The 19,472-nt window shown below is 66.9% G+C and carries 20 protein-coding genes; 7 read left to right on the top strand and 13 right to left on the bottom strand.

Translation table 11 applies throughout. The features are described 5' to 3' along the window. Nucleotides 1–207: 207 nt before the first annotated feature. The 7 genes from hpf to CDN36_RS05580 all read right to left on the bottom strand — a co-directional run bounded on the left by hpf (nucleotide 208) and on the right by CDN36_RS05580 (nucleotide 6,051). Entirely contained in the window at nucleotides 208–561 is a 354-nt protein-coding gene (hpf, locus tag CDN36_RS05610; protein ID WP_150553849.1) for a ribosome hibernation-promoting factor, HPF/YfiA family, read from the bottom strand. Nucleotides 562–703: 142 nt separating this feature from the next. Next, on the bottom strand, nucleotides 704–2,191 hold the full coding sequence (locus CDN36_RS05605; RefSeq protein ID WP_150553848.1) for an RNA polymerase factor sigma-54: 1,488 nt from the start codon (nucleotides 2,189–2,191) through the stop codon (nucleotides 704–706). A gap of 94 nt (nucleotides 2,192–2,285) precedes the next feature. Next, entirely contained in the window at nucleotides 2,286–3,056 is a 771-nt protein-coding gene (gene lptB / locus CDN36_RS05600) for an LPS export ABC transporter ATP-binding protein (RefSeq protein WP_150554154.1), read from the bottom strand. A 22-nt stretch (nucleotides 3,057–3,078) separates the two neighbouring features. After that, nucleotides 3,079–3,795 carry a lipopolysaccharide transport periplasmic protein LptA gene (gene lptA / locus CDN36_RS05595; RefSeq protein ID WP_150553847.1) on the bottom strand — a complete coding sequence of 239 codons (717 nt, stop codon included), beginning with the start codon at nucleotides 3,793–3,795 and terminating at the stop codon, nucleotides 3,079–3,081. Further along, the gene (lptC, locus tag CDN36_RS05590) at nucleotides 3,792–4,451 is read right to left on the bottom strand and encodes an LPS export ABC transporter periplasmic protein LptC (protein WP_150553846.1); all 660 of its coding nucleotides are present in this window, start codon (nucleotides 4,449–4,451) and stop codon (nucleotides 3,792–3,794) included. The genes lptA and lptC overlap by 4 nt, the downstream gene beginning before the upstream one ends. Nucleotides 4,452–4,475: 24 nt before the next feature. Beyond that, the gene (locus CDN36_RS05585) at nucleotides 4,476–5,039 is read right to left on the bottom strand and encodes a KdsC family phosphatase (RefSeq protein WP_150553845.1); all 564 of its coding nucleotides are present in this window, start codon (nucleotides 5,037–5,039) and stop codon (nucleotides 4,476–4,478) included. 31 nt (nucleotides 5,040–5,070) lie between these two features. After that, complete coding sequence (locus tag CDN36_RS05580) at nucleotides 5,071–6,051, bottom strand: KpsF/GutQ family sugar-phosphate isomerase (protein ID WP_150553844.1); 981 nt, start codon at nucleotides 6,049–6,051, stop codon at nucleotides 5,071–5,073. Between the two features lie 204 nt (nucleotides 6,052–6,255). Between CDN36_RS05580 and CDN36_RS05575 the strand changes: the two genes are divergently transcribed. The 7 genes from CDN36_RS05575 (at nucleotide 6,256) to phnE (ending at nucleotide 13,802) form a co-directional block, all read left to right on the top strand. Next, nucleotides 6,256–8,238: a monovalent cation:proton antiporter family protein gene (locus tag CDN36_RS05575; RefSeq protein ID WP_150553843.1), complete on the top strand. Its 1,983-nt coding sequence runs from the start codon at nucleotides 6,256–6,258 to the stop codon at nucleotides 8,236–8,238. Nucleotides 8,239–8,426: 188 nt separating this feature from the next. After that, nucleotides 8,427–8,978 carry an adenine phosphoribosyltransferase gene (locus CDN36_RS05570; RefSeq protein ID WP_150553842.1) on the top strand — a complete coding sequence of 184 codons (552 nt, stop codon included), beginning with the start codon at nucleotides 8,427–8,429 and terminating at the stop codon, nucleotides 8,976–8,978. Between the two features lie 60 nt (nucleotides 8,979–9,038). Next, nucleotides 9,039–9,653 (top strand): LysE family translocator, encoded by a 615-nt coding sequence (locus tag CDN36_RS05565; protein WP_150553841.1) that lies wholly within the window; start codon nucleotides 9,039–9,041, stop codon nucleotides 9,651–9,653. A 94-nt stretch (nucleotides 9,654–9,747) separates the two neighbouring features. Continuing rightward, nucleotides 9,748–10,503 (top strand): DeoR/GlpR family DNA-binding transcription regulator, encoded by a 756-nt coding sequence (locus CDN36_RS05560; protein ID WP_150553840.1) that lies wholly within the window; start codon nucleotides 9,748–9,750, stop codon nucleotides 10,501–10,503. 469 nt (nucleotides 10,504–10,972) lie between these two features. After that, on the top strand, nucleotides 10,973–11,842 hold the full coding sequence (gene phnC, locus CDN36_RS05555; RefSeq protein ID WP_287496206.1) for a phosphonate ABC transporter ATP-binding protein: 870 nt from the start codon (nucleotides 10,973–10,975) through the stop codon (nucleotides 11,840–11,842). Between the two features lie 16 nt (nucleotides 11,843–11,858). Beyond that, entirely contained in the window at nucleotides 11,859–12,827 is a 969-nt protein-coding gene (gene phnD, locus CDN36_RS05550; protein WP_150553838.1) for a phosphonate ABC transporter substrate-binding protein, read from the top strand. A gap of 150 nt (nucleotides 12,828–12,977) precedes the next feature. After that, on the top strand, nucleotides 12,978–13,802 hold the full coding sequence (phnE, locus tag CDN36_RS05545) for a phosphonate ABC transporter, permease protein PhnE (RefSeq protein ID WP_150553837.1): 825 nt from the start codon (nucleotides 12,978–12,980) through the stop codon (nucleotides 13,800–13,802). 72 nt (nucleotides 13,803–13,874) lie between these two features. Here phnE and CDN36_RS05540 read toward each other — a convergent pair whose 3' ends face one another. From CDN36_RS05540 to phnH, 6 genes are all read right to left on the bottom strand, one after another. Next, nucleotides 13,875–15,011: an alpha-D-ribose 1-methylphosphonate 5-triphosphate diphosphatase gene (locus tag CDN36_RS05540; RefSeq protein WP_287496205.1), complete on the bottom strand. Its 1,137-nt coding sequence runs from the start codon at nucleotides 15,009–15,011 to the stop codon at nucleotides 13,875–13,877. Nucleotides 15,012–15,027: 16 nt separating this feature from the next. Next, a complete protein-coding gene (gene phnL / locus CDN36_RS05535; protein ID WP_287496304.1) occupies nucleotides 15,028–15,741 on the bottom strand; it encodes a phosphonate C-P lyase system protein PhnL in 714 nt (237 codons plus the stop codon). An 83-nt stretch (nucleotides 15,742–15,824) separates the two neighbouring features. Next, on the bottom strand, nucleotides 15,825–16,640 hold the full coding sequence (gene phnK, locus CDN36_RS05530; protein WP_287496204.1) for a phosphonate C-P lyase system protein PhnK: 816 nt from the start codon (nucleotides 16,638–16,640) through the stop codon (nucleotides 15,825–15,827). Then, nucleotides 16,637–17,545, bottom strand: coding sequence for an alpha-D-ribose 1-methylphosphonate 5-phosphate C-P-lyase PhnJ (locus CDN36_RS05525; RefSeq protein ID WP_150553833.1), 909 nt, complete (start codon nucleotides 17,543–17,545; stop codon nucleotides 16,637–16,639). The genes phnK and CDN36_RS05525 overlap by 4 nt, the downstream gene beginning before the upstream one ends. After that, entirely contained in the window at nucleotides 17,542–18,786 is a 1,245-nt protein-coding gene (locus CDN36_RS05520) for a carbon-phosphorus lyase complex subunit (protein WP_287496203.1), read from the bottom strand. The genes CDN36_RS05525 and CDN36_RS05520 overlap by 4 nt, the downstream gene beginning before the upstream one ends. Then, nucleotides 18,786–19,469 (bottom strand): phosphonate C-P lyase system protein PhnH, encoded by a 684-nt coding sequence (gene phnH, locus CDN36_RS05515; protein WP_287496202.1) that lies wholly within the window; start codon nucleotides 19,467–19,469, stop codon nucleotides 18,786–18,788. Before phnH ends, CDN36_RS05520 begins: the two co-directional genes overlap by 1 nt. Nucleotides 19,470–19,472: the final 3 nt, after the last annotated feature.

Below are 19,472 nucleotides of genomic sequence, written 5' to 3'. Positions count from 1 at the left end.
CGTAGTCGCCCTCCAACCCCCGATTGACCTCGCATTATAGACCACCCGTAGGCGCGTCAGCCGAGACGCGTCGCCCCATACAAAAGGGGCCGTTCAACGGCCCCGCGGTGGGTGATGCCAGACTTATGACAGACGTAGATTCGCTCGTGTGGTTCCGTGCGGGCTTGCGTCAGTGACAGTCGATGCGACTACCTCGCCGGAAAGGAATTATTGGAGCGGTTCCGCCTCGGGCGGCTGTTGATGCTTGAGGGCTTCGCGACCATGATTCTGCACCTTGTCCTTGTACTGCATTACCTTGCGGTCGAGCATGTCGATCAGCTTGTCGATGGCGGCATACATATTTTCGTCACACTTTTCGACGAAAATTTCCTTGCCCTTGAGATACACGGTGACGCTGGCGATCTGGCGTCCGGCCTTCTCCTTGGTCTTATCGACAGAGAGGATCACCTCGGCGCCGATGAGCTGGTCGAAGTGCCGCAACACGCGTTCAAGCTTGTTGACGACGAATTCGCGCAGGGACGGCGTGAGCTCGAGATGGTGTCCACTGATCTTCAGATTCATAGCTGCTCTCCTTGCTGAAATGCCGAAGTGCAGGCCGCGTCATGAGCGGCGCTGGCTAGCGGGAGTGCGAGCCATTGACGTGACGCAATGTCGCACTGCGGCGTGATGCCCCAGCGAGCCAACATGGCGCACCAGGACTGTCCTACAAAGATTTGCGCAAGTTCACTGCGGGGATTCGCATGGCCTCGCGGTACTTCGCGACGGTGCGCCGCGCAACCACGAATCCTTGCTCTGCCAGCAGCTCCGCGATACGACTGTCGGAAAGGGGGCTTTGGGGGTCTTCTGCTCCTATCAGTTGCTTGATGAGGGCGCGGATGGCTGTCGACGACGCAGCCCCTCCGGCTTCGGTGGCCACATGCGACCCGAAGAAGTACTTGAGCTCGAAGGTTCCAAATGGAGTGAGCATGTACTTACTCGTAGTCACGCGTGAAATCGTGGATTCATGTAAACCCAGCGTATCAGCAATCTCACGTAAAACCAAGGGCCGCATGCCGATTTCGCCATGCGTGAAGAAGTTCTTTTGACGCTCGACAATGGCCTGCGCCACACGCAGGATCGTGTCGAACCGCTGCTGGATGTTCTTGATCAGCCAGCGCGCCTCCTGGAGCTGCTGCTGGAGATTGCCGGTGCCCGGGTCGTTGCGGTTGTTGCGCAGGATGCGCGCGTACATCTCGTTGATGCGCAGGCGCGGCATGACTTCCGGGTTGAGCTCGGCGCTCCAGCCGCTGCCCTGCCTGCGCACCAGTACGTCCGGCACGACGTAATCGGCGGGCGGCGAGCCGTAGGCGGCGCCCGGGAACGGGTCGAGCGAGCGGATCAGCTGGTGCGCGGCGCGCAGTGCGTCTTCGCTCACGCCGAGCAGGCGGCGCAGCCGCGTGTAATCGCGTGCCGCGAGCAATTCCAGGTGATCGCAGACGATGCGCAGCGAAAGCGTGCGAACGCCGCTCGCGGGCAGCCGCTGCAGTTGCAGACGCAGGCATTCGGCCGGATTGCGGGCGCCCACGCCCGCCGGATCGAAGCTCTGCAGCAGCGCGAGGGCGGCGTTGATCTCCTCGGTCTCGAGCGCCAGCTCTTCGGGCATTTCCGCCTGAATTTCGTCGAGCGTGGTGCCGAGATAGCCGTCTTCGTCGAGCGATTCGATAAGGAATTCGACCAGCGCGCGATCGCGCGGGCTGGCCTTGGTCACGCGCAACTGGGCGAGCAGGTGCTCGCGAAGGTTGGGATGATCGACGTGCAGCTGGGGGCGAGCGTTGTCGTCGTCGTCCGAAGCGCTGCCCGTCCGGGCGAAATCGTTCAGGCTCCAGTCGCTGCCGTTATCGCTCGCCCCGTCCTCGAAGCGGGTTTCGCCGTCGAGTTCGCGGGCGTCGTCGTGGCCGTTGGCGGTGTCGGGGCCGTCGTTGCTGCTGCTCGCCGACGTGCTCCGTTCGTTGCGCAGCGACCCGTCCGTGCCCACGCGCACCGAGCCGGCGAGCCAGTCGTCTTCTCGCTCGAGCATCGGGTTCTGGGTAAGGGCGTGCTCGACTTCCTGCTGGAGTTCGAGCGTCGACAGTTGCAACAACCGAATCGATTGCTGCAACTGCGGCGTGAGGGTCAGGTGCTGCGAGGTGCGAAGTTGAAGAGTCGGTTTCATAGCGTGTCTCGCCTTCATTGTAGAGGCTTTGTCACGCCAACGGAACCGGCCCGGCGCCCTATCGGGGGCAGGGTTTACATGCGAAAAATTTCCTTTACATCCGGAAATTCTCGCCCAGATAGACGCGCCGCACGCTTTCGTCGGCCACGATCTGGTCGGGGGTGCCGGCAGCCAGCACGGAGCCTTCGCTGATGATGTAGGCGTGATCGCAGATGCCAAGCGTCTCGCGCACGTTGTGGTCGGTAATCAGGACACCGATGCCACGGTCTTTCAGAAAGCGCACAATGCGCTGGATTTCCAGCACGGCAATCGGATCGACGCCGGCGAAGGGTTCGTCGAGCAGGATGAACCGGGGCTGCGTGGCCAGCGCACGCGCGATTTCCACGCGACGGCGCTCGCCGCCCGAGAGCGACATTGCCGGGTTCTCGCGCAGATGGCTCACCTGCAGTTCGTCGAGCAGCGCCTCGATGCGGCGCTCGATCTCGTCGCGCTTGAGCGGCTTGCCGGCGGCATCGACCTGCAGTTCGAGCACGGCGCGGATGTTGTCCTCGACCGTGAGCTTGCGAAATACCGACGCTTCCTGCGGCAGGTACGACACGCCCATGCGGGCGCGCTCGTGGATCGGCAGTTCGCTGATGAGATTGCCGTCGAGCTGGATTTCGCCGTCGTCGGCGGGCACCAGCCCCACGATCATGTAGAACGAGGTGGTCTTGCCCGCACCGTTCGGCCCGAGCAAGCCGACGACCTCGCCGCTCTTCACGTCGAGCGAGACGTCCTTGACGACGGTACGCGCGCCGTACTGTTTCTTGAGCGAGCGCACGACGAGCGCGCTCGGCTTGCCCGACGGGCCGGCGCCCGGATTGATGCTGGAGGCGTTGCTGGCAGGATTACTCACGCGGATTCCCGATGCTTTTGGAGGGGGACAGCGGCGGCAGGTCGCCCTTGGGCGCCGCGGCGGGCTTGCTCGCCCCGCCCGGCTGCGCCTGGTTGGCCCCGGTGGCGTTGCGCGGCGCGAGCGTGGCGCGCACGCGGCCCTTCGGATTGTTGGCGTTGACCTGATCGGCGCCGCTGTTGGCGGTGTAGACCTCGTTGTAGGTGTCGTAGGTGATCACGCTGCCGTGAATCTCGTCGAGCACGCGCGTGCCGCCGGCCAGCCGCTTGAGCGTGGCCTGCGTGGTGAGCGTGGCGACTTCGGTCTTGCCGTTGTAATAGATCGTCTGGCCCCACCCGTCGATGTACTCGTCCACGCCGTCGCGCTTCTGGCGCATGTACGCGAGCGGGCCGCCCGGCTTGTAGAACGCCGTGGCGTACTGATAGCCCTCCGGATCCTGAGTCACTTCGACGCGATCGGCCTTGAGGAGAATCGTCCCCTTGGTCATCGTCACGTTGCCGGTGAAGATGTTGACCTGCTTGAGGTCGTCATAGCTCATGTGATCCGATTCGATGTTGAGCGGCTTGTCGCGGTCGGCACGCTCGGCGTGCGCGAGCGGCGCGCTCAGCGTGGCCAGTGCGCCGAAGACGGCGAGCGCTGCGAAGGCAGCGGCCACCGTGCGCAGCGCACGCAGCGATCGGGATGCAGGTCGCAGGTTGCGGCGATCGATCATGGGGTCTTGGGGCCCTGTTTGGTCTGGGGGGCCGCGCTCGGCGCGGCGGGCGGTGCCGGACGTTTGTTGCTCAGTTCCGCCGGCTGGATGGTGCCGTGGACGTTGCCGAGCAATTGTACGGCCCGCGTGATGTTATTGAAAATCATGCCGTCACCGTACATGACGGAGGCGCCGCGATAGAGCTGGACAGGCTTCTCCGTGCGCACGATGTCCTCGTTCACCAGCACCTGGAAATGCTCGGAGAGCGCGCGCATTTCGGGGTCGCGCGGTCCCGGCTGACGCACCACGACAGCGTTGTCGTACAGGTCGACGACCGACATGTCGGCATTGAGCGTGCCGCGCTTGCCCGTGGCCGTCACTTCCGGCTGGTCGGGGGTGAAGGCGCGCACCGCCGGCAGCGTCATGGCGGTGGTCTGGTCGTCCTCGAAGTGCGTCATGTGCACGGCGTTGACGCGGTACTGCGTCTGGCCGCTCGCCGAGAGCATGGAGATCACCATGTCATCGGCGTAGTAATCGGGGATGTGCTGCTTCACATACGGCGTGCGATCGGCGTTCGACGGCAGCGTGCGTTGCACGAGCCAGTACGTGCCGGCCGCGAGGCAGGCGAGCACGGCGATCGCGATCAGGGAGGCGGGCGAGACGCGTTGAATGGCCATGAGCGGGGCGGCTTCCTCGGGGCGTCAGGCCAGTGCTTCGGCAAGCAGGGCGTCGTAACGTCCCTGCGCGCGCAGGATGAAGTCGCACAGCTCGCGCACGGCGCCTTCGCCGCCGCGCGTGGCGCCGATCCAGTGGCAGCGCGCCTTCACTTCGACGTGGGCGTTCGCCGGGCAGGCCGCGAAGCCCACGCGCGTGAGCACGGGCAGATCGGGCCAGTCGTCGCCGATGTGCCCGCACGCCTCGGGGGCGGCCGACACCTTGGCGCAGAGGTCCTCGAACGCTTCGCGCTTGTCGTGCACGCCCTGGTATACATGTGCGACGCGCAGATCGGCCGCGCGCCTGGCGACGATATCGGACTGGCGCCCCGTGATGATCGCCGTGACGATGCCGGCCTCGGCGAGCAGCTTCAGGCCGTGACCGTCAAGCGAGTCGAACGTCTTGATGACTTCGCCGGCCGGGCCGTAACGCAGGCCGCCGTCGGTGAGCACGCCGTCGACGTCGAAGACCATCACGCGCACACGCGCGGCGCGCGCGCTCGCGTCGGCGACGTCGAAATGGGTGAACGGGGTGTGGCTGGGCTGACTCATCGGCAAGAACCAGGGGCTTGAGGGCGGGGACTCACACGACCTTCGCGGCGAACAGGTCGTGGACGTTCAGCGCACCGACGAGGCGGCCGTTCTCGGTGACGAGCAGTTGCGTGATGCCGAAGCGCTCCATCAACTCGGCCGCTTGCGCCGCGAGCTGGTCGGGGCCGATCGTGCGCGGGCCGGCCTTCATCACGTCGGCCAGCCTGAGCGTGCTGAAGTCCAGCGTGCGCTTGAACAGGCGGCGCAGGTCGCCGTCGGTGAAGATGCCCACGACCTGATCGTCGCCATCGACGATGGCCGTCATGCCGAGTCCCTTGGCGGTCATCTCGAGCAGCGCCTCGGACAGGCTCGCGTCCGAGCGCACGCGCGGGACGCGATCGCCGGTGCGCATCACGTCGCGCACGAAAGTGAGCAGGCGGCGTCCGAGCGCGCCGCCTGGGTGCGAGCGGGCGAAGTCTTCGGCGCCGAAGCCGCGTGCGTCGAGCAGGGTGACGGCCAATGCGTCGCCGAGCGCGAGGGCGGCCGTGGTGCTGGCAGTCGGCGCGAGGCCCAGCGGGCAGGCTTCCTTGTCGACGTGCGCATCCAGATGCACGTCCGAGAGCCGCCCCAGGCTCGACGCGGCGTTGCCCGTCATGGCGATGAGCTTCGCGCCAAGGCGCTTGATCGTCGGCAGAATGCTGACGATTTCGCCGGTCTCGCCGGAGTTGGAGAGCGCCACGACGACGTCGTCGGCCGTGATCATGCCGAGGTCGCCGTGGCTGGCTTCGGCAGGATGAACGAAGAATGCGGGCGTGCCGGTGCTGGCGAACGTGGCGGCCAGCTTGCGGCCGATGTGGCCCGACTTGCCCATCCCGGTGACGACGACGCGTCCGCGGCAGGCGAGCAGCAGCGAGACGGCTTCGAAGAAGCTATCGTCGAGGTGCGCGGAGACGCGTTCGATGGCGTCGGCTTCCGTGCGCAACACCTCCCGGGCAACCTCGAGCGCCCGGCCTGGATTGATTTTCGCTATCATGCGCGGAGTATATCAAAACGGATGCGGCGCCGAGGTGCAGCCGCGCCAGGCCTGGCCCCGCGCGCATCGGACAGGGCCCCGGCACGTTCGGATATTGCCTGGTTTCCCGATGGAGACCGCCGCCCGGACGCAAACTGGCACGGCACTTGCATGACATCCGGTCATGACAGTTTCGCGCTTCTCTCTGGAAATCCACCTTCGCTGATGGCATCGCCGCTCGAACTCACACTCGTCTTGCTGTTTGCCGCCTGTCTCGGGGTGGTGCTGTTCCGCATGCTTCATCTGCCGCCCATGCTCGGCTATCTGAGCGTCGGCATCGTGATCGGCCCGCACGCGCTCGGGCTGGCTGCCGACTCGCAGCGCGTGCAGTACCTCGCCGAATTCGGCGTTGTCTTCCTGATGTTCTCGATCGGCATCGAATTCTCGCTGCCCAAGCTCAAGAGCATGCGACGCATCGTGCTCGGCCTGGGCGTATCCCAGGTGCTGGGCACGCTGCTCATCGCGCTCGGCCTGGGCGCGCTCGTCAACCTGTTCTGGTCGTTCTCGTGGCAGGCATCGGTGGCGCTGGGCGGCGCTCTGGCAATGTCCTCCACCGCGATCGTCACCAAGATGCTCGCCGAGCGGCTCGAGCTGGAGACCGAGCACGGCCGCAACATCATGGGCGTGCTGCTGTTCCAGGACCTCGCGGTGGTGCCGCTGCTCATCGTGATCTCCGCGCTGGGCGGCAACTCGAAGGCGCTGGTCCTGGCGCTGTCGCTCGCGGCGCTCAAGATCACCGGCGCACTGGCGCTGCTGCTCTGGCTCGGACAGAAGCTCGTCGGCCGATGGTTTCACGTGGTCGCGGCGCGGCGCTCGCAGGAGCTGTTCATGCTCAACCTGCTCCTGCTCACGCTGGGGCTTGCCTACATTACCGAGCATCTCGGTCTGTCCATGGCGCTCGGCGCGTTCATCGCGGGCATGCTGATCGCCGAGACGCCGTACCGGCACCAGGTGGAAGACGACATCAAGCCGTTTCGCGACGTGCTGCTCGGCCTGTTCTTCATCACCACGGGCATGCTGCTCGATCCCGCGATCGTGATGAAGCAGCCGCTGCTCGTGCTGCTTTTCTTCGTCGGCCCGCTGCTCGTCAAGTTCACCCTCATCGCCGGTCTCGCGCGCGTGTTCGGCAGTCCGCCGGGCACGGCGATCCGCACCGGCCTGGGCCTTGCGCAGGCCGGCGAGTTCGGCTTCGTGCTGCTCAATCTGGTGATCGACCGCGAACTGCTGGACCCGTCGCTGTCGCAGGCGGTGCTCGCGGGCATGCTACTGTCGATGCTCTGCGCGCCCTTCCTGATCATCAACGCCGATCGCATCGCGCTGCGCTTCGTCGCCAACGAATGGATGATGCAGTCGCTGCAGATGACCCGCATCGCCACGCAAAGCATCAAGACCTCGGGCCATGTCATCATCTGCGGCTATGGCCGATGCGGGCAGAACCTCGCGCGCATGCTCGAGCAGGAGGGCATTGGCTATGTGGCGCTCGACCTCGATCCCGACCGCGTGATGGAGGCGGCGCGCTCCGGCGAGACGGTCGTGTTCGGTGACGCGGCCCGGCGCGAGGCGCTGGTCGCCGCGGGCATCCACCGCGCCGCGGGTATCGTGGTGACATACGACAGCACGCCGGCGGCGCTCAAGGTGCTGGCGCAGGTGCAGGCGCTGGAGCCGACCCTGCCGGTGGTCGTGCGCACCGTCGACGACACGCACATCGACGACCTGATTGCCGCCGGCGCCACCGAAGTGGTGCCCGAGATCGTGGAGGGCAGCCTGATGCTCGCCTCCCACGCGCTGGTGCTCATGGGCGTGCCGATGCGCCGGGTGTTGCGCCGCGTCGCACAGGCGCGCAACGAGCGCTACAGCCTGCTGCGCGGTTACTTCCACGGCATCGACGACGAAGACGAAGGCGGCGAGCGCGAACAGGTGCGGCTGCAGTCGGTGCCGCTCACACTGAACGCCGACGCGGTCGGCCGCACGCTCGGCGAATTGCGGCTCGACAAGCTCGGCGTGACGGTCACGGCGATCCGGCGCCACGGCATCCGGGGCGTGGAGCCCGTGGCCGAGACGCGGCTCATGGCCGAGGACATCGTCGTGCTGCGCGGCCTGCCCGACAAGCTGGTGCTCGCGGAGCAGCGCCTGCTGGGCAACGGGTAAGCAACCGGTAAGCAGCGGACGAGCAGCAGGTAAGCAGCGCGTAAGGAGTTGGAAGGCGGTGCGCGGGGGCACGTGTCCGGACGCCCGCGCACGCATGAGAGCCCGCCACGCCGACAGCGGGGCGGGGCCACCGGGCCTTTTTGGCATAATGTGGCGTGTTACCTCTCAGTACCGAAACAAGGATCCCCGTGCAGATCGACGAGTCCCCTGCCGCCTACATCAAGAGCCAGATTCGCACCGTGCCGGACTGGCCTTCGCCGGGCGTGCAGTTTCGCGACATCACGCCATTGCTCAAGAACCCGCGAACCCTGCGGGTGCTGATCGACGTGTTCGTGCATCGCTACATGGCGCAGCGCCCGGACTATGTCGCCGGACTGGACGCCCGCGGCTTCATTCTCGGCTCGATCCTGGCCTATGAGCTGAACATCGGCTTCATCCCCATTCGCAAGAAAGGCAAGCTGCCTTACCAAACGGTCGCCGAGGAGTACGAACTCGAGTACGGCAGCGCGACGGTCGAAATCCATGCCGACGCCTGCGGTCCGGGCGATCGCGTGCTGCTCATCGACGATCTGGTCGCCACTGGCGGCACGATGCTCGCCGGCAAGAAACTGCTCGAGCGCCTGGGCGCGACGGTAATCGAAGGGGCGGCCATCGTCGACCTGCCGGAGCTGGGCGGCTCGCGCCTCATCAGCGAGGCGGGCCTGCCGCTATTCCTGCTGTGCTCCTTCGAGGGCCACTGACTTTGCGGCATTCGCCATTGACGCACCCCGTGCAACCTCACCCATGAACCGGACGTCCCGATGCCCAACCTTTGGCTGTTCCTGCTGAGCTCGGTGGCAATTACGCTCGCGCCCGGGCCCGACAACATGCAGGTCATCGCGCGGGGCATTGCGCAGGGCCGCCGGGCGGGTCTTGCCGCCGCGGCGGGCTTCACCTTCGGCTGCCTCTTTCACACGAGCATCGCGGCGATCGGCCTTGCGGCGGTGCTGCGTTCGTCACCGTGGGCGTTCGAGGCGATCAAGCTCGCAGGTGCGGCGTATCTCCTCTGGATCGGCATCAAGGCATTGCGCGCGCGAGGCGCAATGGCGCTGGCAAGCGAGGCCCGGGCGCAGCCGCTTGGCGCGGTGTTCCGCCAGAGCGTGTTCGCCAACATGCTCAATCCGAAGGTCACGCTGTTCTTTCTGGTGTTCCTGCCACAGTTCGTGAGCGCCGATGCGTCGCACCCAGGCTGGCAGATGCTGCTGCTCGGCCTCGTGTTCATGGCGCAGACCATCGTCGTGTTCAGCGCATACGGCTGGTTCGCCGGTGTGCTCGGCACGTGGCTCAAGCGCCGGCCCGGCGCGGGACGCTGGCTCGACCGTGCGGCCGGAGCGATCTTCATCGGCCTGGGGCTGCGCGTGGCATTGCAGGGATAATGCGCGAGGCGCCGAAGTGCAACGGTGCGGGCGGCGCCACCTCGGTGCCGCCGTCGACAAAATGAATTCGTAGTTCAACCGACACTGTCCGAACATGCTTGCCGAACAACGCCAACAATACGTGCTCGAACAACTCGCCAAGACCGGGGCGCTTGCCATCAGCGATCTGGTGCGCGAGCTCGGCGTCTCGCGAGAGACGGTGCGTCGAGATCTGAACACGCTCGCCGCACGCGGGCTGCTGCTCATGACGCACGGCGGCGCGCTCGCCGCCGATCGCAGCGAACCGGACTGGACGCTGCGCGAGAACGTCAATGCCGTGGGCAAGCGCGCCATCGGCGTGCGCGCGGCGGAACTCGTGCCCGACGGTGCGTCGGTCATCATCGACTATGGCACCACGACGCGTGCGCTCGCGCAGGCGCTGCTCTCGAAACACAGGCTGCGCGTGTACACCAACGACTGGCAGATCGCGCGCCTGCTGGGGCGTCACCACGACAATCGCGTCACGCTGCTCGGCGGCGAACTGCAGGACAACGAAGACGCCGTGCAGGGCTGGGACGCCATCAACCAGATCGCCCAATACCACGCGGACTTCGCGTTCATCGGCGTGGGCGGCGTGACCGAGGACGGCGGCATCACCGACTTCAACCGTGCCGCCGCCGAACTGCGGGCGCGCATGCTGCTGTGCGCGAACGTGTCGGCCGTGGTCGCCGACCACACGAAGTTCGGGCGTGTGACGCCCGTGCGCATCCGCCACTTCGAAGCGGCGCGCTACCTCATCAGCGACGCGGCGCCGCACAAGGCCATGCTCGCACAGTTGCGCGCCCGCGGGCCCGAGCTTCTTGTCGCCTAGCGGCGTCGCGCCACAGCACGCCACACGTCGCCACGCGACAAAGGCGCGCACCCGTCTGTCTACACATCCGTATGTCTTCGCGCCGCCGGTGTCCTGTGCGGCGCTGCGAGCTTCGGGCGTTGGGCAACGTCGCGCCCCGCACCTCCAAAAGATGTAGACAAAATTGTGTGCGCGAGGGCGGCCCCCCCGGCTGCCCGCCCGTTCGGCCACGCCCGCGAGCCGTAGGCGCAGGGCGCTCCGCGCCATGGAAAATCCTCCCAAATCGTTGACCGAATAAGGCTTTTTCACTCGCGGGGAAAAGCTCGCCGGTTGTCACTGTCTTGTCATCCAGACTTTTTAGACTGCGTTCACTTTTGGCACAAATTGCCACAAAACAGCTAGTCGGGCGATGCGCGCGCGGCCGCTTCCGTCGGGGCGGACACAGCGGCGCGCGTCGGTGGCGACCGGCGATTCGACTAACAGGTGAACCGTGGACGAAGCGATTCGAATCGAGCGACTGACCAAGACATTCGGCAGCGGGCGCCGCGCGCTGGACGAAGTGGCGCTCAAGGTCATGCCGGGCGAGATGGTGGCGCTCATCGGGGCGTCGGGCTCGGGCAAGTCGACGCTGATGCGTCACATCGCCGGCTTCGTCGCGGCCGATCCGCAGCCGGGCAGCATCGAGATCCTCGGTCGTCCGATCCAGCGCGACGGCCGCATCGTGCGCGAGGTGCGCCAGATCCGGCGCGACATCGGCTTCGTCTTCCAGCAATTCAATCTCGTGGGCCGTCTGCCCGTAATCACCAACGTGCTCACGGGCGTGCTCGCCCGCGTGCCGCTGTGGCGCAGCCTGATGTTCCGCTTCACGCCTGCCGAGCGCCAGGCGGCGATCGCCGCGCTTGGCGAGGTGGGCATTGCCGATCTCGCGTTCCAGCGCGCGAGCACGCTCTCGGGCGGCCAGCAGCAGCGCGCGGCACTGGCGCGCACGCTGGTGCAGGGCGCGAAGATCATTCTCGCCGACGAGCCGATCGCCTCGCTCGACCCGGAGTCGGCGCGCAAGGTCATGGACATGCTCGCGCGCATGAACCGCGACCACAAGCTGACGGTCGTCGTCTCGCTGCATCAGGTCGACGTGGCCATGCGCTACTGCGTGCGCACGGTCGCGTTGCACCAGGGGCGTGTGGTGTACGACGGCCCGTCCTCGGCGCTCACGCCCGATCTGCTGCGCCGGCTGTACGGCGTGCAGGCGAGCGAGTTGCTCAACGACGCTCCCGACGAAGCCTCGGAGGGCGCGGCGGGCACGAATGCAGTCGACGCGCAAACCCCCTTTCTAACCTCGATGTCCCTTAGCCTGACCTGACCAGGAGCCTGCTCTCATGAAACTGTGGAAAACCCTGCTGGCCGGCGCGGCCATGTTCGCTTCGGTGGCGGCGGCGCACGCGCAGGAAATCAACTTCGGCATCATCTCGACCGACTCCAGCGCCGCGCTGCGTCAGCGCTGGCAGCCGCTCATCGACGACATGGAGAAGCAGACGGGCCTGAAGGTGACGCCGTTCTTCGCCACCGACTACGCCGGCGTGATCGAAGGCATGCGCTTTAACAAGGTGCAGCTCGCGTGGATGGGGAACAAGGGCGCGATGGAAGCCGTGGACCGCTCGCAAGGCGAAGTCTTCGCGAAGATCGTCTACGCCGACGGCACCGAGGGCTATTACTCGCTGCTGATCTCGAACAAGTCGAGCCCGTACAAGACACTCGACGACGTGATCCGGAACGGCAAGAAAATCAACTTCGGCCTGGGCGATCCGACTTCGACGTCGGGCACGCTGGTACCGGGCTACTACGTGTTCGCGAAGCACAACATCGACCCGCGCACGTACTTCAAGAGCGCGCGCAGCTCGAACCACGGTGCGAACCTGATGGCGGTGCTCAACAATCAGGTCGACGTCGCCACGAACAACACCGAAGAGCTCAACAAGCTCGAAGCCACGCAGCCGGAGAAGGCCAGGCAGGTGCACGTGATCTGGAAGTCGCCGCTCATCCCTTCGGACCCGCTGCTCTGGCGCAAGGACCTGCCGGACGCCACGAAGAAGAAGATCCGCGACTTCTTCCTGTCGTATGGCAAGGACGCGCATGAGAAGGAAGTCCTGAAGAACATCTACAACTACGGCGGTTTCCGCGCGTCGACCGACGCCCAACTGTTGCCGATCCGTCAGCTCGAACTGTTCAAGCAGAAGGTGCAGCTCGAATCGGACACCACGCTCGACGCCGCCAGGAAGAAATCGCAACTGGCCGACATCGACAGCAAGCTCGCGGCGCTCGATCAGGCGCTCAGCCAGACGAAGTAACCGTTTCACGACGCAGTTCGTGCCGGCGCATGACGCGATGGCGTTTCGCGCCGGCCGGGCGCGGCGGGCAGGCAGCAGGGCCCGCCGCTGCCGCTGCGGTCCGATTTTTCGCCGGTTGAGGTCAGGCCGGTCCGACTTGTGGCAAACGACATGAACACCAGCGTACCCTCCACTGCAAGCGCCGCGCCCGGCGCGACCGGCCGTCTGCCGGGCGAGCCGCCCAAGCGCTCGTGGCTGTCTCTGACGGGCTGGGGGCTTTTCTTTCTGGTGCTGGTATGGTCGTGGGGCGGTGCGGACATGCGCCCGCTCGATCTGCTTCGCGACTCGGGCAACATGAGCCAGTTCGCGCACGACTTCTTTCCGCCCGACTTCCGTGACTGGCGCGTGTACGTGCACGAGATGATGGTGACCATCCACATCGCGGTGTGGGGCACGGTGCTCGCCGTGGCATGCTCGATCCCGATGGGCTTGCTCTCGGCGTCGAACATGGTGCCCGCATGGGTGTATCAACCGGTGCGCCGTGTGATGGACGCTTGCCGGGCGATCAACGAAATGGTGTTCGCGATGTTGTTCATCGTGGCCGTTGGGCTGGGGCCGTTCGCGGGTGTGCTCGCGCTGTGGGTGCACACGACAGGTACGCTCTCGAAGCTCTTCGCCGAGGCCGTCGAGGCGATCGACCCGCGTCCGGTCGAGGGTGTGCGCGCCACGGGCGCGCGCGCCATCGACGAAATCCTGTACGGCGTGCTGCCGCAGGTCATGCCGCTGTGGATTTCCTACACGCTGTACCGTTTTGAATCGAACGTGCGCTCGGCGTCCGTCGTCGGCATGGTCGGCGCCGGCGGCATCGGCGTGGTGCTATACGAAGTGATTCGCAGCTTCCAGTACGCCCAGACGTGCGCCGTGATGCTCATCATGATCGTCGTGGTGACTTGCATCGACGTGTTCTCCGCGCGCGTGCGAAAGATGGTGATCTGACGCCACGATGGCGCGGTCGCCAAAAAACGCCGGTCGCTCGGGACCGGCGTCATGGCTTTGCACGCCAGCGCATCAAGCCACACGCGCGCCCAGCACATAGGTCGCGCGCGGCACCGGGGGCATGCCGGGGCGCACGGTCACGCGCACCAGGTCCGCACGCAGGCCCGGCACGATGCCGCCGCGGTCCGCAAGACCGGCGGAGCGGGCCGGATTCCACGACACCGTGCGCATTGCCTTCGACAGCGACCAGCCAATGTCGGTGTGCAGCGCGAACGCGGCCTGCAACAGGCTCGACGGCACGTAATCCGACGACAGTATGTCGAGCACGCCCTCTCTGGCGAGGTCCGCGGCTGCCACGTTACCCGAGTGGGACCCGCCGCGCACGACGTTCGGCGCGCCCATGATCACCCCGATCGCGCGCGCGTGCGCGCTGCGTGCGGCGGCCAGCGTCGTCGGGAATTCGGATAGGGTCACGCCGTCGCGCACGGCCTCCTCCACGTGCTCGAGCGACGTGTCGTCGTGGCTGGCCAGCGGCAGCCCGCGTGCGCGGCTCATCTCCACGATCCTGCGGCGATGCGGGCCGGCGAACGCTGCCTGCTGCGCCTTGAGCTCGCCCAGCATCTTCTCCCAGGTCTCGTCCGACACCTTGCCGTTGCGCTCGTGATACTGACGGTACAGCGCCGGGTCGTGCCACTGACGCTGCCCCGGCGTGTGGTCCATGACCGACACCAGGCGCAGCAGCGGGTGATCGCACATCTCGACGAACGCATCGGCAGCGTCGCGCGTGGCGACTTCGCAGCGCAGATGCAGAAAGTGATCGGCGCGAAACAGGCCGGCGGCCGCCGTCTCGAGCAAGGCCTGCCCGCATTCGTCCTGCACGCGGCGGCTGCGCAGGCCGCTCGCGTCGCGCTCGCCGATGACGAGCGAATCGAAGACCGTGGTAATGCCGGCGGCCGCGACCTGCGCATCGTGAATGGCAAATGCCGCATGCGTGTTCCACAGCACGCCCGGGCGAGGTGCGAGGTGCTTCTCCAGATTATCGGTGTGCAATTCGACCAGACCGGGCAGCAGATGGTCGCCCTCCCAGTCGACGGCATCCGGCACCTGCGTCGTGCCTTCCTCCACAGAGCGAATGCGGCCCTCGCGCACTTCCACGACACCGGTGAAGGTGGTCTGCGGCGTGACGATGCGGGCGTTCTTGATGAGCATGGACGGACTCCGGGGATCAATGATCGTTGCGAAGCGCCGCACGCATGGCGAGCGTGCGTGTGGCGACCGCGTCGCGCGTCGCTTCGTCGTGGAAGATGCCGACGATGGCGCTGCCCGCCGCACGCGCTTCGGCAATCAGGTCGGCCACGACGGCGCGATTGCGCGCATCGAGCGACGCCGTCGGCTCGTCGAGCAACAGCACCGGGGCGGCGGCGATCAGTCCGCGCGCGATGTTGATGCGCTGCTGCTCGCCGCCCGAGAAGGTGGCGGGCGCAAGCTCCCACAGCCGCTCCGGGATGTTCAGGCGGGCGAGCAGCTCGCGCGCGCGCCCGGCGGCGTCGGCGTGCGCGTGACCGAGACGCCGCAGCGGCTCGGCCACGATATCTAGCGTGCTCACGCGCGGAATCACGCGCAGGAACTGGCTGACGTAGCCGAGCGTGGTGCGGCGCACGGCGAGCACGTCGCGCGCGCTGGCCGTGCTCAGGTCGACCCAGCGCTCGCCATCGCCGTGCGAGGCGTCCCGGTGCCGGATTTCGATGCGTCCCGCGCCCACCAGGTAGTTGCCGTAGAGGCAGCGCAGCAGCGTGCTCTTGCCGGCGCCGGAGGGGCCGACGAGCGCCACGCATTCGCCGCGCCGCACCGTCAGATCCACGCCGTCGAGCGCGGGAATCGTCGCGCCGCCCTGCGCGTGCAGACAGAAGGTCTTGTGCAGGCCCTGGGCGCGCAGCATCACGTCGCGATCGCGCGTGGCGAGCGAGACCGACGCGTGCCCTAGCGGGCCCGGACCGGGGGGGAGGGGAAAGGTCGTCGCGCTCATACGGGCAGTACCGAGGAAACCAGCAGTTGCGTGTAGGGGTGTTGCGGGTCGTCGAGCACCTGGTCGGTGAGCCCGGATTCGACGACGCGCCCGGCCTGCATCACGATCAGGCGGTGGGCAATGAGCCGTGCCACGCCGATATCGTGCGTGACGATGATGGCTGCCAGATGAAGGCGTTCGACGAGCGAGCGCAGCAGATCGAGCAAGCGGGCCTGCACCGACACGTCGAGGCCGGCGGTCGGCTCGTCCATGAACACGAGACGCGGTTCGGTCACCAGGTTGCGCGCGATCTGCAGGCGCTGCTGCATGCCGCCGGAGAACGTGTCGGGCATGTCGTCCACGCGCGCCGGGTCGAGCTCGACCTGCTCCATCCAGTGCCGTGCCTTCGCGCGAATGTTGCCGAAGTGGCGTGCGCCCACGGCCATCAGCCGGTCGCCGATGTTGCCGCCGGCCGAAACGTTCATGCGTAAGCCGTCGCGCGGGTTCTGTTCCACGAAGCCCCATTCGGTGCGCAGCAGGCGGCGCCTCTGTGCTTCGTCGAGCGCACGCAGATCGTGCTGCGCCCCGTCGGCGCCGCGGTAGTGCAGCGTGCCCGCATCGATCTCGTGACGCAGCGCGAGCGCGTTGAGCAGCGTCGACTTGCCCGAGCCGGACTCGCCCACGACGCAAATGACTTCGCCCGGCCACAGATCGAACGAAACGTCCGCGCAACCAGTGCGCTGGCCGTAGCGCTTGCCGAGGCCGGCCACGCGAAGCAGCGGGGCGTCCCCGGCCGGCGCAGTGCGCAATGCGGTATCCGGATGCGCGCTCATGCGTTCTCTCCGGCGCCCGGCGCGTCGGCGCGGCCGCCGCAATAGTCGCTGTCCGAGCACACGTACATGCGCGTGCCCGCGTCGTCGGTGATCACTTCGTCGAGGAAGCTGTCCGTCGCGCCGCACAGCGCGCAGTGGGTTTCCCACTTCTGAATGGCAAACGGATGGTCGTCGAAGTCGAGACTCTCGACCGGCGTGTATGGCGGAATCGCATACAGACGCCGTTCGCGTCCCGCACCGAAGAGTTGCAGCGCCGGGTTCATATGCAGCTTGGGATTGTCGAATTTCGGAATCGGCGAGGGCGACGCGAGATAGCGTCCGTTGACGATCACCGGATAGTCGTAAGTCGTGGCGATCGCGCCGTGCCGCACGATGTCCTCGTACAGGCGCACGCGCATGAGGCCGTATTCGCCGAGCGCGTGCAGCTTGCGCGACTCGGCAATACGCGGCTCGAGACGGAACAGCGGCTCGGGCATCGGCACCTGATAGACCATGATCTGGCCTTCGCGCAGCGGCGTCTCCGGAATGCGGTGACGGGTCTGAATCACGGTGGCCTCGGACGTCCTCGTGGTCGTGGCGACGCCAGCCGTGCGCGCGAAGAAGCGGCGAATGTTCACGGCGTTGGTCGTGTCGTCCGCGCCCTGGTCGATGACCTTGAGCGTGTCGCGCCTGCCGATCACGGCCGCGCTCACCTGAATGCCGCCCGTGCCCCAGCCGTAGGGCAGCGGCATCTCGCGGCTGCCGAACGGCACCTGGTATCCGGGAATCGCCACGGCCTTGAGCAGACTGCGGCGGATCATGCGTTTGGTCTGCTCGTCGAGAAACGCGAAGTTGTAACCCTCGACGGCGTCGCCGGCCGCCGGGCGGGGCGATGCGCGCTCGCGCGAAATGGCGGCATCGCTCATGCGGCCTCCTTGTTCTGATCGGTGTCCGGCGCGACTGGAGCGGCCGAAGCGACTGAAGCGGCCGAAGCGGTGATGTCGTGCGCATGGGCGGCGCCATGTTTGGCGGCGTGCTCGGCGCGCAGCCGACGCACCAGCGCCAGCTCCGCCTGGAAGTCGACGTAGTGCGGCAGCTTCAGGTGCTGCACGAAGCCCGAGGCTTCCACGTTGTCGCTGTGATAGAGAACGAACTCCTGCTGCTGCGCGGGCGAGGTGACAGCGTCGCCCAGCTCCTGCGTGCGCAACGCGCGCTCGACGAGCGACATCGCCATTGCCTTGCGCTCGTTGTCACCGAACGCAAGGCCGTAACCTTGCGTGAACTGTGGCGCCACGTGCTGATTGCCGCCGAACTGCGCGACCATCTGGCATTCGGTCACGGTGATCTCGCCAATGTCGATGGCAAAGCCGAGCTCTTCCGGCACGATTTCGACCGCGACCTGTCCGATGCGGATTTCGCCGGCGAACGGGTGGTCGTTGCCGTAGCCGCGCTGCGTCGAATAGCCGAGCGCGAGCAGGAAGCCTTCGTCGCCGCGCGCGAGGTTCTGCAGACGCGCGGTGCGAGGTGCCGGCGTGAACAGCGGCGAATGCACGAGGTCATGCGGTTCGGGGTCCGTGTCGTCGGCGGGCGGCCGCTCGAGCAGGCCGTCGCGCGCCAGAATGTCGGTCACACGCGGCGTGCGGTCGATGGGCGGTACGGCGAATGCCGCGGGTGCAGTCCGTGCGTCCGGCGCCGACGCGTCGGTATTCGCGGGCGAGGCCGCATCGGAGGCGAGCGGTGCGTCGTCGCGCGCATTGTCTTGTGCGAGCAGCGCGAAGTCGAGCAGCCGCTGCGTGTAGTCATACGTGGCCCCCAGGGTCTGTCCGCCGGGTACGTCCTTGAACGTTGCGCAGATGCGCCGCGACAGGCGCATGGCGACCGTGTCGATGGGCAGCGCCGTGCCCAGACGCGGCAGCGTCGTGCGATACGCGCGCAGCAGAAAGATCGCTTCGACGAGATCGCCGGCGGCCTGCTTGATAGCCAGCGCCGCGAGCGTTTCGTCGTACAGCGCGCCTTCGCTCATCACGCGCGCGACTGCAAGGCGCATCTGCTCGCGGATCTGCGTGACGGTGAGCTCGGGCACGCGCGTGTCGCCACGCCGTGCGCGGGCGAGCAGGTTCCAGGACTGTTCGATGGCACGCTCGCCACCCTTGACCGCGACGTACATCAGCAGACCTCCACATGGGTTGTGCGCGGCAGGCCGAGCACGGTGTCGCCGGCGGTGACCAGCAGATCGAGTCCGGCGGGAAAGCGCGGGGCAAGGGCAGCGCGCGCGCGCCAGAACGCCGCGTCGAGACCGCCGACCGTGACGTCCGAATGCGTGGCAATGCCCGGGCCGCGCAGGCGCAAACGAAGCGCTGCGCGACTTGCCGGCCCCGCATGTCCGTCATGTCCGTCATGTCCACCATGTCCACCATGTCCACCGTGACCTGCGTGCAGCGTGGGAACGTCGACGATGAGCGTGGCGGCATGCTCGGGCGACTCGGCCGTGCCGAACGCAAACCGCTCGAGCGCGGGGCAGCGCGCGGGGTCCGTGAGCAGCGCGAACTGCGCGTTGGCCAGTTCCGCTTCGCCGCTCAGCAGGGGCGCACCCGTGTGAAAGCGCAACGCGCTGGCGACTTCCGGCAGCGACGATTGCAGCCAGACGGACGTGGTGGCGTCCGCCAGGGCGAGCAGCGTGGCGCGCGCGGCAACGCTTGCCTCGGCGCTGGGCGCGAGCCGGCTGCCCACGCTGCGCAGTTGCCCGGGCCGGGCGAGCGCGTCGAGCACGGCGCGAAAGACGCCTTGCGCGTCGTGAACCGGGTCGGCAAAACCGGGCTGGAGTTGCGACCAGTCAGGCATCGATGCCATCAG

Source organism: Pandoraea sp. CB10b_02 (assembly GCF_002216225.1).
Taxonomy (GTDB): domain Bacteria; phylum Pseudomonadota; class Gammaproteobacteria; order Burkholderiales; family Burkholderiaceae; genus Pandoraea; species Pandoraea nosoerga.
Note: the sequence above shows the minus strand (reverse complement) of the source record. Positions and strands in the feature narration are given on the sequence as shown.